The following is a 13,667-nucleotide window of genomic DNA, read 5'->3' as shown; positions in this document are numbered from 1 at the left end:
GGATGGCCACCTGCTGGGGAACAGTCTAGGGGCGTGGACGGATCGATTCTCAAGCGGAACAGGCCCGAATGCGCGCACCCGCCCCGATCGGGGTGGGGCCCCGCAGACGGCCGGTCGGCGGGGTCACGCAGGGGGAGCACGGTGATCGCTTTCCGGCCAGTGACGCGGTGCGCGGACGTTCGGTTCCCGCCCTGGCGCCTACCCTCCTCCGAACGAGTGACACCTCGTCCGGGACACCCGCCTCCCGCGCCCGGTCCGTCAGCCGCGCAGGGTCACCAGCACCCCGTCGAGCTCGTCCGGCTTCACCAGCACGTCGCGCGCCTTGGAGCCCTCGCTCGGGCCGACGATCCCGCGCGACTCCATCAGGTCCATCAGCCGGCCCGCCTTGGCGAAGCCGACCCGGAGCTTGCGCTGGAGCATCGAGGTCGAGCCGAACTGGGTGGAGACCACCAGCTCCGCGGCCTGGATCAGCAGGTCGAGGTCGTCGCCGATCTCCTCGTCGATCTCCTTCTTCGGCCCGCCGCCGACCGTGACGTCGTCCCGGTAGCGGGCGGCCAACTGGTCCTTGCAGTGCTGCACCACCGCGGCGATCTCGGCCTCGGTGACGAACGCGCCCTGCATGCGGATCGGCTTGCCGGCGCCCATCGGCAGGAAGAGCGCGTCGCCCTTGCCGATCAGCTTCTCGGCGCCGGGCTGGTCCAGGATGACCCGGGAGTCGGCCATCGCGGAGGTCGCGAAGGCCAGCCGGGACGGCACGTTGGCCTTGATCAGACCGGTCACGACGTCCACCGAGGGCCGCTGGGTGGCAAGCACCAGGTGGATGCCGGCCGCGCGGGCCAGCTGGGTGATCCGGACCACCGAGTCCTCGACGTCGCGCGGGGCGACCATCATCAGGTCGGCCAGCTCGTCGACGATCACCAGCAGGTACGGGTACGGCGTCAGCTCGCGCTCGCTGCCGAGCGGCGGGGTGACCTTCCCGGCGCGCACCGCCGCGTTGAAGTCGTCGACGTGCCGGAAGCCGAACGCCGCGAGGTCGTCGTAGCGCATGTCCATCTCGCGCACCACCCACTGGAGGGCCTCGGCGGCCTTCTTGGGGTTGGTGATGATCGGTGTGATCAGGTGCGGGATGCCCTCGTAGGCGGTCAGCTCGACCCGCTTGGGGTCGACCAGCACCATCCGCACCTCGTCCGGGGTGGCCCGGGCGAGGATCGAGGTGATCAGGCAGTTGATGCAGGAGGACTTGCCCGCGCCGGTCGCCCCGGCCACCAGGATGTGCGGCATCTTCGCGAGGTTGGCCATCACGGTGTGGCCCTCGACGTCCTTGCCCATGCCGACGACCATCGGGTGGGTGTCCTCGGCGGCCGTGCGCGAGCGCAGCAGGTCGCCGAGGTTGACCATCTCGCGGTCCCGGTTGGGGATCTCGATGCCGACCGCGGACTTGCCCGGGATCGGGCTGATGATCCGCACGTCCGCGCTGGCCACCGCGTACGCGATGTTCTTGGCGAGCGCGGTGATCCGCTCCACCTTGACGGCCGGGCCGAGCTCGACCTCGTAGCGGGTGACCGTCGGGCCCCGGGTGAATCCGGTGACCTTGGCGTCCACCTTGAACTCGGCGAACGTGCTCGTGAGCTGGGCCACCACCTCGTCGTTGAGGGCGCTGCGGGGCTTGGCCGGGCCGCCGCGCTCCAGCAGGTCGAGCGGCGGCAGGCTGTAGGTGATGTCGCCGGAGAGCTGGAGCTGCTCCATCCGCACCGGGGCGCGGCCGTGCTCCTCGGGCGCGCCCGGGCCGCCGCCGCGGGCCGCCGGGACGAGGGCCTCCTCGGGCGGGGCGGTGCGGTCCTGCACCTGGTGCATCATGTCCGCCACCGCGGAGGAGGCGGGCACGCCGTAGACCAGCGCGCCGTCCAGGTCGGCGGCGGCGCCCGCGGCGAGGTTGCGGGTGGTGAACGGGTCGTCGACGTCCTTGTCGAACGAGACGGGCTCGGGGCCCGCCTCCGCGCCCTCGGGCTCCTCGGACTGCGGCTTGCGCCGGCGGCGGCGCCGACGGGCGGCCACCTCGTCGACCGTGTCCTCGGAGTCGACGCTGAACGGCAGCGCCGACGGGTCGGCGTCCTCCGGCGGATCCGTGGACAGTTCGCGCTCCGGCGCACGCCCCTCGCCGTACTCGTCCTCCGGCCCCGGCTCGACCACGCCGAGCCGCACGCCGGCGGAGCGCAACCGCTCGGGGATGCGGTTGACCGGGGTGGCAGTGACCACCAGCAGGCCGAAGAAGGCCAGCAGCAGGAGCAGCGGCACGGCCAGCGCCGGGCCCGCGGCGGCCATCATGGGCGTCGACGCGGCCCAGCCGATGATGCCGCCCGCCGCCCTTATCCGGGACGCGCCGCTGCCCATCGTGGGCGCGCCGCAGCCGATGTGGACCAGGCCGAGGACTCCGACCACCAGCGCGCTCAGGCCGATCACGATCCGCCCGTTGGCCTCCGGCAGCTCCGGGTGGCGCCAGAGCCGGATCGCGATCCCGACCAGCAGGAACGGCACCAGCACGTCGAGCCGCCCGAACAGCCCGGACACCACGGCGGTGGCCGCCTCGCCGAGCCAGCCCTGCGGGCTGAACCAGGTCCCCGCGGCCGTCACCAGGCCGAGCGCGAACAGCACGAGGCCCAGCCCGTCCTTGCGGTGGGCCGGGTGGAGGTTCTTGGCACCGTCGCCGACGCCCCGGAAGATCGCGGCGATCGGGCTCGCGAGCCCGTTGAGGGCGCGCAGGAGTATCGACCTGTTCGGCGGCGGTGGCGGGGCCGACCTGGCCGCCGTCTTCTTCGCGGGTGCCTTGCGGGGCGCCGCCTTCTTCGCCGGCGGTTTGCCCGGAGTCCTCGCCGCGGCCTTCTTGGACGGTCCCGGACTCGTCTTACGTGCTGCGTTTCCGGGCGTACGAGTGGCCATGGGTCAGCAGCCTACCGGTGCGGGCCACCGGTGCACATGTGGCGAGCCGGGGCGCCCCGACGTGTCGCAGACACTCCGTCACGCTGACCGGAATTCACCCGGACGCCCGCGCGCTCCACCCGGTCGGGCCGGCCGGCGCGGCTCCTGCGTACCCCTACGAGCTGCCCGGGCGCAGCGCGTCCAGGGCCCGGCGCAGCCCGGCCAGCTTCCGCTCCAGGTGCGCCGCGGTGGCGGCCACCCCCGCGTCGGCGCTGCCGTCCAGCTGCTTGCCCAGCGCCTCCGCCTGCTCCTCGACCGCCGCCAGCCGCGCGGACAGCTCGCCGAGCAGCGCCCCGCCGAGGGCCGGCTCTCCGCCGCCCGCCTCCAGCTCCAGCCGCAGCAGCGCGGCCTGCTCCTTCAGCTGGCAGTTCTTCACGTACAGGTCGACGAAGACGGAGACCTTGGCGCGCAGCACCCACGGGTCGAACGGCTTGGAGATGTAGTCGACCGCGCCGGCCGCGTAGCCGCGGAAGGTGTGGTGCGGGCCGTGGTTGATCGCGGTGAGGAAGATGATCGGGATGTCCCGGGTGCGCTCGCGGCGCTTGATGTGGGCGGCGGTCTCGAAGCCGTCCATGCCCGGCATCTGGACGTCCAGCAGGATCACGGCGAAGTCGTCGGTCAGCAGCGCCTTGAGCGCCTCCTCGCCGGACGCCGCGCGCACCAGCGTCTGGTCGAGCGCCGACAGGATCGCCTCCAGTGCCAGCAGGTTCTCCGGCCGGTCGTCGACCAGGAGGATCTTCGCCTTCTGCATCAGGGCCCGCCCTCCTGTCGCCTGCCTGCCCGGTGAGGGCACTCGCGTACTGCCCACCGCTACCCCGGTCATGCTAGCCGCACCCCCTCGCCCGGCACATCGCTCCGTCGCGACCCGGCTGCGTCGGACCCGATCGGGACCGGTGCACGGCCGGTGCTCCGGCGCACGCTCAGCAGTGTGTCGCCGTCCGGTCACTGTTCGCAACGATCGGTGACCCTACCGGGTTCCCGGCCCTCCCCGCCAGCAAACCGATCTCCGGCCCGGCGTACGCCCCGGAGTCCGCCTCCCGGTGCGCGCCCCGCCGGCGGAGCGTCGCTCAAGTCCCGCTTGGGAAACGGGACCTGGGGTACGCGCTCAGGGCCGGTCGGGCCGCAGCCACTCGTGCATCACCGCCAGCAGGTGGTCGGTCTCCACCGGCTTGGTGATGTGGTCGGTGGCGCCCGCCGCGAGGGACTTCTCGCGGTCGCCCTTCATCGCCTTGGCGGTCAGCGCGATGATCGGCAGGCCGGCGAACTGGGGCATCCGGCGGATCGCCTCGGTGGTCGCGTAGCCGTCCATCTCCGGCATCATGATGTCCATCAGGACCAGCGCGACGTGCTCGTGCTGCTCCAGCATCTCGATGCCCTCGCGCCCGTTCTCGGCGTACAGGACGGTCAGGCCGTGCTGTTCCAGGACGCTGGTGAGGGCGAACACGTTGCGGACGTCGTCGTCGACGATCAGCACCTGCTGGCCGCCGAAGCGCGCGTCGGTGCGGCCGGGGCGCAGCGGGACCGGCTCCACCGGGCGGCCCCCGGCGGGGAGGTCCAGGGCGGCGGTGCGACGGCGCTCCACGGCGCCGCGGCGGCGCTCCTCGGCGAGTTCGCGGACCTCCTGGGCCCAGTGGTCGGCCGGGTTCTCGCCCACCGGGACGGGAACGCCCACCGGGGTCACGCCGACGGTGGCGCGCAGCACCGGGGTGTTGGGCACGGCCGCCACGGCGGCGCGCTCGGTGGGCGGGGTGTCCGAGGACTCGGTGCGCAGCGGCAGGTAGAGCGTGAAGGTCGAGCCCCTGCCGAGCTCGCTCTCGACGTGGATCTCACCGCCGAGCAGCCGGGCGATCTCCCGGCTGATCGAGAGGCCCAGGCCCGTTCCGGCGTACTTGCGGCTGATGCCGCCGTCGGCCTGCTTGAAGGCCTCGAAGATCTCCCGCAGCTTGTTGCCGGGGATGCCGATGCCGGTGTCGGAGACGGCGAAGGCGATCAGCGGGTCGTCCGGGTCCTTGATCGAGCCGGACTCCAGCAGCTGCTCGCGGACGTGCTGGGGCACGTCCGGCCCGGCCGGGCTGATCGAGAAGTCGACGGCGCCCGCGTCGGTGAACTTGACCGCGTTGGAGATCAGGTTGCGCAGCACCTGCTGGAGCCGCTGCTCGTCGGTGTGCAGGGTGACCGGCAGCGCGGGCGAGACCCGGACGGCGAAGTCCAGGTTCTTGTCCAGCGCGACCGGCTGGAAGGTGGCCTCGACGTAGTCGACCAGCTGGACCAGGGCGATCCGGCTCGGGCGGACGTCCATCTTGCCGGCCTCGACCTTGGACAGGTCGAGGATGTCGTTGATCAGCTGGAGCAGGTCGGATCCGGCGCCGTGGATGGTGTCGGCGAACTCGACCTGCTTGGGCGAGAGGTTGCCCTCGTTGTTGTCGGAGAGCAGCTTGGCCAGGATCAGCAGCGAGTTGAGCGGGGTGCGCAGCTCGTGCGACATGTTGGCGAGGAACTCGCTCTTGTAGCGGGAGGCCAGGGCGAGCTGTTCGGCGCGCTCCTCCAGGACCTGGCGGGCCTCCTCGATCTCGCTGTTCTTGATCTCGATGTCGCGGTTCTGCTGGGCGAGTTGCTCGGCCTTCTCCTGCAACTCCTCGTTGGTGCGCTCCAGTTCCTCCTGACGGGCCTCCAACTCGGCGGAGCGCATCGAGAGTTCCGCGGTGAGCCGCTGGGACTCCAGCAGCAGGCCCTCGGTCTTGGTGTTGACGCTGATGGTGTTGACGGTGACGCCGATCAGGTCGGCGATCTGGTTGAGGAAGTCGAGGGCGACGGTCGTGAACGAGCTGAAGGTGGCGAGTTCGATCACGCCGAGCAGCCGGCCCTCGAACAGCACCGGCAGCACCACGATGTGGGCCGGCGAGGCCTCGCCGAGGCCCGAGGCGATCTTGAGGTACCCGGGCGGCGCCTCCTTGAGGATGATCGCCCGCTTCTCCACCGCGGCCTGGCCGATCAGCGACTCGCCGGGGCGGAAGGTGGTCGGCATCGCGCGCCGCTGGTAGCCGTAGCTGCCGATCAGGCGCAGCACGGTGTCGTTCTCGTCGTCGTCCTCGGTGATCAGCTCGGCGGTGCGGCCGGCCGGCTGGGCGAGGAAGAACGCGCCGTGCTGGGCGGAGACCACCGGGGTGAGCTCGGTCATGATCAGCGAGGCGACCGCCTCCAGGTCCCGGCGGCCCTGGAGCAGGCCGGAGATCCGGGCGAGGTTGGTCTTGAGCCAGTCCTGCTCCTGGTTGGTGCGGGTGGTCTCGCGCAGGTTGGCGATCATCTGGTTGATGTTGTCCTTGAGCTCGTCGAGCTCCCCCGCGGCGTCGACGTCGATCCGCAGGCTCAGGTCGCCCCTGGTCACGGCGGTGGCGACCTGCGCGATCGCGCGCACCTGCCGGGTCAGGTTGTTGGCCAGCTCGTTCACCGACTCGGTGAGGTCCTGCCAGGTGCCGTCCACCCCGGGCACCCGGGCCTGGCCGCCGAGGCGGCCGTCGGTGCCCACCTCGCGGGCGACGCGGGTGACCTCGTCGGCGAACGCGGACAGCTGGTCGACCATCGTGTTGATGCTGGTCTTGAGCTGGAGGATCTCGCCGCGCGCGTCGACGTCGATCTTCTGCGACAGGTCGCCGCGGGCCACCGCCGTGATCACCAGCGCGATGTTGCGGACCTGGCCGGTGAGGTTGTTGGCCATCAGGTTGACGTTGTCGGTCAGGTCCTTCCAGATGCCGGCCACGCCGGGCACGCTCGCCTGGCCGCCCAGGGTGCCGTCGGTGCCGACCTCGCGGGCGACCCTGGTCACCTCGACGGCGAAGGACGAGAGCTGGTCGACCATCGTGTTCAGCGTCCCGGCGAGCGTCGCGATCTCGCCCTGCGCGTCGATGGTGATCTTCTTCGAGAGGTCGCCGCGGGCCACCGCCGAGGCGACCTCGGCGATGTTGCGCACCTGCCCGGTCAGGTTGGACGCCATGAAGTTGACGTTGTCGGTCAGGTCCTTCCAGATGCCCGACACCCCCCGCACCCGGGCCTGGCCGCCCAGGATCCCCTCGGTGCCCACCTCGCGGGCGACGCGGGTCACCTCGTCGGCGAACGCCGACAGCTGGTCCACCATCGTGTTGACGGTCGTCACCAGCTCCAGGATCTCGCCCCGGGCGTCGACGGTGATCTTCTTCGAGACGTCGCCGCGCGCGACCGCCGTGGTCACCTCGGCGATGTTGCGGACCTGGCTGGTCAGGTTGTTGGCCATCAGGTTGACGGAGTTGGTCAGGTCCTTCCAGGTCCCGGACACCCCCGGCACGCTCGCCTGGCCGCCGAGGATGCCCTCGGTGCCGACGTCCCGGGCCACCCGGGTCACCTCGTCCGCGAACGCCGAGAGCTGGTCCACCATCGTGTTGATGGTGTTCTTCAGCTCCAGGATCTCCCCGCGCGCGTCCACCTGGATCTTCTGCGACAGGTCGCCCTTGGCGACCGCGGTCGTCACCTGGGCGATGTTGCGCACCTGATCGGTGAGGTTGTTCGCCATGAAGTTGACGTTGTCGGTCAGGTCGCGCCACACGCCCGCCGCGCCCGGCACCTGCGCCTGACCGCCGAGGCGGCCCTCGGTGCCCACCTGGCGGGCCACCCTGGTCACCTGCTCGGCGAACCCGGACAGCTGGTCCACCATCGTGTTGATGGTGTTCTTCAGCTCCAGCATCTCGCCACGCGCGTCCACCTCGATCTTCTGCGAGAGGTCCCCGCGCGCCACCGCCGTCGTCACCTGGGCGATGTTCCGCACCTGGCCGGTCAGGTTGTCGGCCATGAAGTTCACCGAGTCGGTCAGGTCCCGCCAGACCCCGGCCACGCCCGGCACCTGCGCCTGACCGCCGAGGCGGCCCTCGGTCCCGACGTCCCGGGCGACCCTCGTCACCTGCGCCGCGAAACCGTTGAGCTGGTCCACCATCGTGTTGACGGTGTTCTTCAGCTCCAGCATCTCGCCGGCCACCTCGACGGTGACCTTGCGGGACAGGTCGCCCTTGGCCACCGCCGTCGTCACCTGGGCGATGTTGCGCACCTGGGCCGTCAGCCGCCCGGCCATCGTGTTGACCGAGTCCGCCAGGTCCTTCCAACTGCCCGACACGCTGCGGACCTTGGCCTGACCGCCCAGCTTGCCCTCGGTACCGACCTCGCGGGCCACCCGGGTCACCTCGTCGGTGAACTCCGAGAGCTGGTCCACCAGTCCGTTGACCGTCCGCCCGATCTTCAGGTACTCGCCGCGCAGCGGGTGGCTCACCCCGTTGCTGTGCAGCGAGCGCAGCTCCATCTTCTGGTCCAGGTCACCCTCGGCGATCGAGGTCAGCACCCGGCCCACCTCGGCCATCGGACGGGCCAGGTCGTCGATCAGCGCGTTGCAGTTGTCGACCGCCGCCATCCAGGCGCCCTCGCCCGCACCGGTCTCCAGCCGCTCGTTCAGCCGGCCCTCGCGGCCCACCGCCCGCCGCACCCGGGCCAGTTCACCGGTCAGGTGCTGGTTGCGCTCGGCCACCTCGTTGAACACCGCGGCGATCTCCGCCAGCGGCCCGTCCCCCGGCACCGTCAGCCGGCGCCGGAAGTTGCCGTCGCGCATCGCCGTCAGCGCCGACAGCAGCTTGCGCAGCTCCGCCGGTTCCGCGCCCCGGCCGTGGTTCGCTCGCCGGCCGGCCGCGCTCCGCGGCGCGGCCCCGGGGCGAGCACCGCGCTGGGCGGCCTGCGTCGTACCGGTTGCGTCCTTGGTGGCCGAACTCAACGGGCCCCTCCCACGTCGTGAACTGTCCGGTGGCCCTCCGCGCCCCGGCGGACCGGGGCCCGGGCACCGCCCCGGCTTGGGCTGCGCACCGGCCGCACCTCACGACGCACCGGCACCCGCGTCGACCGTACTGTCCCGACCGACCGTCGCGGACCCCCCAGTCTGGCAGCACCGGCCCCGGGTATACGGCCGGTTGCACACGGTTGTTACCGCCTCTCCCGAAACGCGTGGGCAGAATCACCCTCTGGTGCCCGTTTCGACGCCCCGCCCCCACGGGGAACCAAGCGGAAAGTAGGGTGGAGCGCTGCACCGGGCCACGACCCGTCCCAGCGCCGCCGCCCACCCGCCGGCGCGTACCGGGAGACGGCGCCGCACCCGGACAGCCAGGGCAAGAGCAGCAGAGGAGAAGTGGCAACGTGGTCACCGCGCGCGCAGCCGCCACCTTCGACCCCGACGGCAGGTCCGCGGCCGCCGCCCGGGGCTTCGTCCGGGACGCGCTGCTCGGCTGGGGGCTGCCGGAGGTCGTCGACGACGCCGTCGTCCTGGTCAGCGAACTCGTCACCAACGCCGTCGTGCACGCCGGCACCGCCGCCGAGGTCGGCTGCCTGCGCGAGGAGGGCACCGTCCGGATCGAGGTCACCGACCACCACCCGGAACGCGGCCTGCCCGCCTTCACCGACGGCCCCGTCACCTCCTCCGACCGCTACGCCGACCCCGACGGCGAGGGCGGCCGCGGCCTGCTGATGTGCTCCGCCCTCGCCGAACGCTGGGGCGTCGAGTACGCGGCCGGCCGCAAGACCGTCTGGTTCCGCCTCGCCCTGCCGGTCCCCGTCGCCGGCACCCGCTACGCCGTCCCCGCCACCCCCGGCAGCGACCTGCCCAGCGGCCCCGGCCCGGTGCACGTCGCCGTCGTCCAGCTCGACGACGACGGCCGCGTCCTCGCCTGGAACCCGGACGCCGAAGCCCTCTTCCGGCACCCCGCCGACAGCGTCCTCGGCCGCCCGTGGGCCGACCTCGCCGTCTGGCCCGACACCCCCGCCCGCGGCCTCGGCCTCGCCGAGACCCTGCGCCTCGCGCGCTGGGAGGGCGGCTTCGCCGTCCGCCGCGCCGACGGCCGCACCGAGGAGGTGTACGGCGTCCAGGTCCGCGTCCGTGACACCGAGGGCGTCCCCTCCACACTCTGCCTGCTCGTCCTCGAACCCGACCGCGCCGTCCTGCGCTCCCCCGCCCGCGCCCTGCCCGGCGACCGCACCGACCCGGCCGGCCCCCGGCTCGACCTGCTGGCCGGCCCGGTCGCCACCGACGACCTCGACACCCTGCTCCAGCGCACCGTCGAACGCGCCCGCGACCTGCTCGACGCCGACGCCGCCTACCTGCTCCTCACCACCGAGGACGAGACCGAGTTCGAGGTCCGCGCCGCCACCGGCCTCACCACCGGACACCGCCGCCACACCCGCTTCCCGGTCGGACACGGCAACCGCTACGACTCCGCCCGGCTGCCCACCGTCCACGACGACCTGATCGCCCGTCCGGCCGGACCGGCCCTCCTCGACGGCAGCGGCATGCGTTCCCTGGTCACCGTCCCGCTCAAGGTCGAGGGCCGGCTGATCGGCTCCCTCGGCATCGCCACCGCCGCCCCCCGCCGCTACGACAACGAGGACGCGCTGCGCCTGCAGTTCGCCGCCGACCGGGTCGCCCTCGCCGTCGAAAGCACCCGCCTCACCGAGCTCGAACGACTGCGCCGCGGCTCGCTCTCCTTCCTCGTCGAAGCCTCCGACCTGCTCGCCGGCACCCTCGAACACGAGCAGACCCTCGCCCTGATGGCCCAGATGGCCGTCCCCACCCTCGCCTCCTGGTGCGCCGTCTACACCAAGGGCGACCACGGCGCCGCGCCCAACCTCGCCTTCGTCCTGCACGAGGACGAGGACCGCATCGACGCGCTGCGCGGCCTGCTCGACAAGACCCCCGCGCCCGACCCCGGCCCCGCCCACAGCGCCCGGTTCTGGCCCGCACCCACCGAGACCGCCGCCGCCGGCGGACTCACCGACAGCCCCGAACTCGCGGGCGTGCTCGGCGAGACCGTCGTCCTGCCGCTCACCGCCCGCAACCGCGTCATCGGCCTGCTCGCCCTCGGCACCCCGGCCGGCGTCCGCTTCCGCCAGGAGATCCTCGAACTCGCCGAGGACCTCTCCCGCCGGGCCGCCCTCGCCCTCGACAACTCCCGCCTCTACTCCGAGCGCACCGCGACCAGCCAGGCCCTCCAGCGCAGCCTCCTGCCACCCGACCTGCCCGAGATCCCCGGCGTCGAGGTGGACGTGTACTACCAGGCCGCCGGCGAGGGGAACGAGGTCGGCGGCGACTTCTACGACCTGTTCACCATCCGCGAGGGCACGTACGGCTTCGCCATCGGCGACGTCTGCGGCACCGGCCCCGAGGCCGCCTCCGTCACCGGCCTGGCCCGCCACTCGCTGCGCCTGCTCGCCCGTGAGGGCCTGGACGCCCCGCAGGTCCTCACCCGGCTCAACGCGGCCATCCTGGACGAGGGTTCGCGCAGCCGCTTCCTCACCCTGCTCTACGGCGAACTGACGCCCCGACCGGACGGCAGCACCGAACTGTCCCTGGTCTGCGCCGGCCACCCGCTGCCGCTGCGGCTGCGCACCGACGGCCAGGTCGACCGCGCCGCCACCCCGCAGCCCCTGCTCGGCGTCATGGACGACCTCGACCTCACCGCCGAGCACCTCGTGCTCGCCCCGGGCGAGGTCCTGCTCTGCGTCACCGACGGCGTCACCGAACGCCGCGAGGGCCGCCGGATGCTGGGCGACGACGGCCTCGCCGAGGTCCTCACCGGCTGCACCGGCCTCACCGCCGGGGCCGTCGCCATGCGCGTGCAGCGCGCGGTCGAGCGCTTCGCCCCGGAGCCGCCGTCCGACGACATGGCGATCCTGACGCTGCGGGTGCCCGCCCAGCGCACGAGCTGAGCGCGACGCACCCGTGCCGACCGGGTCGGCGCCGGGGCGGACCCGCCGGACCGCCGCCACTGAGCAGAACTGCCACGGCCGGACCCGGCCGGCGGCCGATCGTGAGCGTTCCACAGCTGACGGCGCCACAAATTGTGCGATTCACAAGGGTACAAGCCTGGTCGGCCCGGGTACACCGACCTCAGCGGGGACTTCCCCCCACCCCTCGGCCCGGAACATTCGGCCCTCGGCCCACCACCTCTGACCGCAGCCCGCGCACGCTCCTGCCGTGCGCCCTCGGCGCGGTCGCGCGCACCTTCTCGCAACCACTCCTTCGGACCACTCCACTGCGTTGACTGCGCCCTGCGCGCGGCCAGAGTGAAAGGAGCCTCCGGTGAGCAACGACGCCTCCGGGGCAACGAACGCCCGTCCCACCGGAGCCGACGCGGGTAACCTCGGCTACCTCGCACTCGGCCTCACACTTCTCGCCTACGGCCTGCTCTCGACCGGAATCCTCAAGGGCACCGGCGCCGGGGACGCGGCCCACCTCGCCCACGTCGTCGGCGGCATCACCCTGTTCGTCGCGGGCCTCTGGCAGCTCCGCGGCGGCGAGGGCTTCACCGGCACCGCGTTCACCAGCCTCGGCGCCTTCTGGGCGACCTGGTCGGTGGCCGGCGGCGCGAGCAAGAACGCCGCCGGGCTGTTCCTGCTGCTGTGGGCCCTGCTCGCCCTCACCCTCACCGCGGCGAGCTGGGGCGCGGGCCTGTACAGCCGGGCCGTCTACGGCCTGCTGACGCTGTCCCTGCTGGTCGCCGCCATCGGCGCGTTCGGCGGCCACGGCAGCCTCACCAAGCTCGCGGGCTGGGTCGCGGCGCTCTCCGGGCTCATCGCCTGGTACGGGGCCACGGCCAGGCTGAGCAACGGCAAGTGGGGTCGGATCGCGCTGCCGCTCAAGTGACCTGCCCGGTCCGCGAACCGGACCCGCTGCGGGGCCGGTCCTCCGTCTCGTCGACGGAGGGCCGGCCCCGCCGGCGTGCCGTCAGCGCCAGGACGGCGTAGGCGAAGAGCAGGATCGTCACGGCGACGATGCCGTCCGCCCAGAAGTGGTTGGCGGTCACGACGACCACGGCGACCGTCAGGACGGGGTGCAGCACCATCAGCCAGCGCAACGGGCTCCGCGCCACCCGGATCACCGCGACCGCCGCCAGCACGCACCACGCCACGTGCACCGACGGCATCGCGGACAGCTGGTCCGCCACCACCACGCCGCCGACCGCGCCGCCGTACACGGACTGCCCGTACTGCGCGGCCACGTCGACGAAGCCGTTCTCCGGCAGCATCCGCGGCGGTGCCACCGGGATGAACTGGACCAGGAGGCAGACCGCCGTCGTGATCACCACGGTGTTCCGCACCCACGCGTACCGCTCGCGGTGCCGCAGGAACACCCAGAGCAGCACCGCCAGCATGACGCCGAAGTGCATGACCGCGTAGTAGTAGTTCGCCAGCCGCACCAGCACCGGGTACGGCGTGATCGCGGCCTGCCACGACGCCTCGTCCGGCAGCCCGACCGCCAGCTCCGTCCGGTGGATCCACTCCGCCCGGTCCAGCGCGTGGTCCGCGCTCATCACCGACAGGTGCCCCACCAGCTGCCACAGCGCGAACAGGGCGAGCAGGGTGCCGGCCTCGCGCAGGAGCGCCGACAAGGACGGCTTCCGGACCCTCGCGGCGACGTACGCGCCGCCGTAGAGAACAACGGCGGTGCCCCCGGCGGACTGCCAGGTCAGGGTCAGGTTCTGCATTCGCAGAGGGTAACGCAAAAAGACCCACTCCCGATCGGGAATGGGTCTTTTTGGAATGATTGTTCGGCGGCGTCCTACTCTCCCACAGGGTCCCCCCTGCAGTACCATCGGCGCTGTGAGGCTTAGCTTCCGGGTTCGGAATGTAACCGGGCG

General features: G+C 72.4%; 6 protein-coding genes and 1 rRNA gene. 2 read left to right on the top strand and 5 right to left on the bottom strand.

Translation table 11 applies throughout. From position 1 onward, the window contains the following. Nucleotides 1–258: 258 nt before the first annotated feature. The 3 genes from ACFVSN_RS35025 to ACFVSN_RS35015 form a co-directional block, all read right to left on the bottom strand. Nucleotides 259–2,937 (bottom strand): DNA translocase FtsK, encoded by a 2,679-nt coding sequence (locus ACFVSN_RS35025; RefSeq protein WP_380506071.1) that lies wholly within the window; start codon nt 2,935–2,937, stop codon nt 259–261. Between the two features lie 154 nt (nt 2,938–3,091). Further along, nucleotides 3,092–3,730 (bottom strand): two-component system response regulator, encoded by a 639-nt coding sequence (locus ACFVSN_RS35020; protein WP_380498319.1) that lies wholly within the window; start codon nt 3,728–3,730, stop codon nt 3,092–3,094. 351 nt (nt 3,731–4,081) lie between these two features. Beyond that, a complete protein-coding gene (locus ACFVSN_RS35015; RefSeq protein WP_380445404.1) occupies nt 4,082–8,599 on the bottom strand; it encodes a HAMP domain-containing protein in 4,518 nt (1,505 codons plus the stop codon). Between the two features lie 575 nt (nt 8,600–9,174). Between ACFVSN_RS35015 and ACFVSN_RS35010 the strand changes: the two genes are divergently transcribed. After that, on the top strand, nt 9,175–11,736 hold the full coding sequence (locus tag ACFVSN_RS35010; RefSeq protein WP_387957520.1) for a SpoIIE family protein phosphatase: 2,562 nt from the start codon (nt 9,175–9,177) through the stop codon (nt 11,734–11,736). Between the two features lie 373 nt (nt 11,737–12,109). After that, nucleotides 12,110–12,673, top strand: a complete 564-nt coding sequence (locus ACFVSN_RS35005) for an acetate uptake transporter (protein WP_380445382.1) — start codon at nt 12,110–12,112, stop codon at nt 12,671–12,673. On the opposite strand, the gene ACFVSN_RS35000 is transcribed toward ACFVSN_RS35005, so the two are convergent. Then, a complete protein-coding gene (locus tag ACFVSN_RS35000; RefSeq protein WP_387957518.1) occupies nt 12,666–13,514 on the bottom strand; it encodes a phosphatase PAP2 family protein in 849 nt (282 codons plus the stop codon). The genes ACFVSN_RS35005 and ACFVSN_RS35000 overlap by 8 nt on opposite strands. 61 nt (nt 13,515–13,575) lie before the next feature. After that, a 5S ribosomal RNA gene (gene rrf, locus ACFVSN_RS34995) occupies nt 13,576–13,667 on the bottom strand; the annotation flags it as partial.

This window comes from Kitasatospora sp. NPDC057904 (assembly GCF_042887925.1).
Taxonomy (GTDB): Bacteria; Actinomycetota; Actinomycetes; order Streptomycetales; family Streptomycetaceae; genus Kitasatospora.
Note: the sequence above shows the minus strand (reverse complement) of the source record. Positions and strands in the feature narration are given on the sequence as shown.

What these genes read in the sequence shown, in the direction of transcription:
- ACFVSN_RS35025 (WP_380506071.1), bottom strand. Translation starts at nt 2,937, where the DNA reads ATGGCCACTCGTACGCCCGGAAACGCAGCACGTAAGACGAGTCCGGGA.
- ACFVSN_RS35015 (WP_380445404.1), bottom strand. Translation starts at nt 8,599, where the DNA reads ATGCGCGACGGCAACTTCCGGCGCCGGCTGACGGTGCCGGGGGACGGG.
- ACFVSN_RS35000 (WP_387957518.1), bottom strand. Translation starts at nt 13,514, where the DNA reads ATGCAGAACCTGACCCTGACCTGGCAGTCCGCCGGGGGCACCGCCGTT.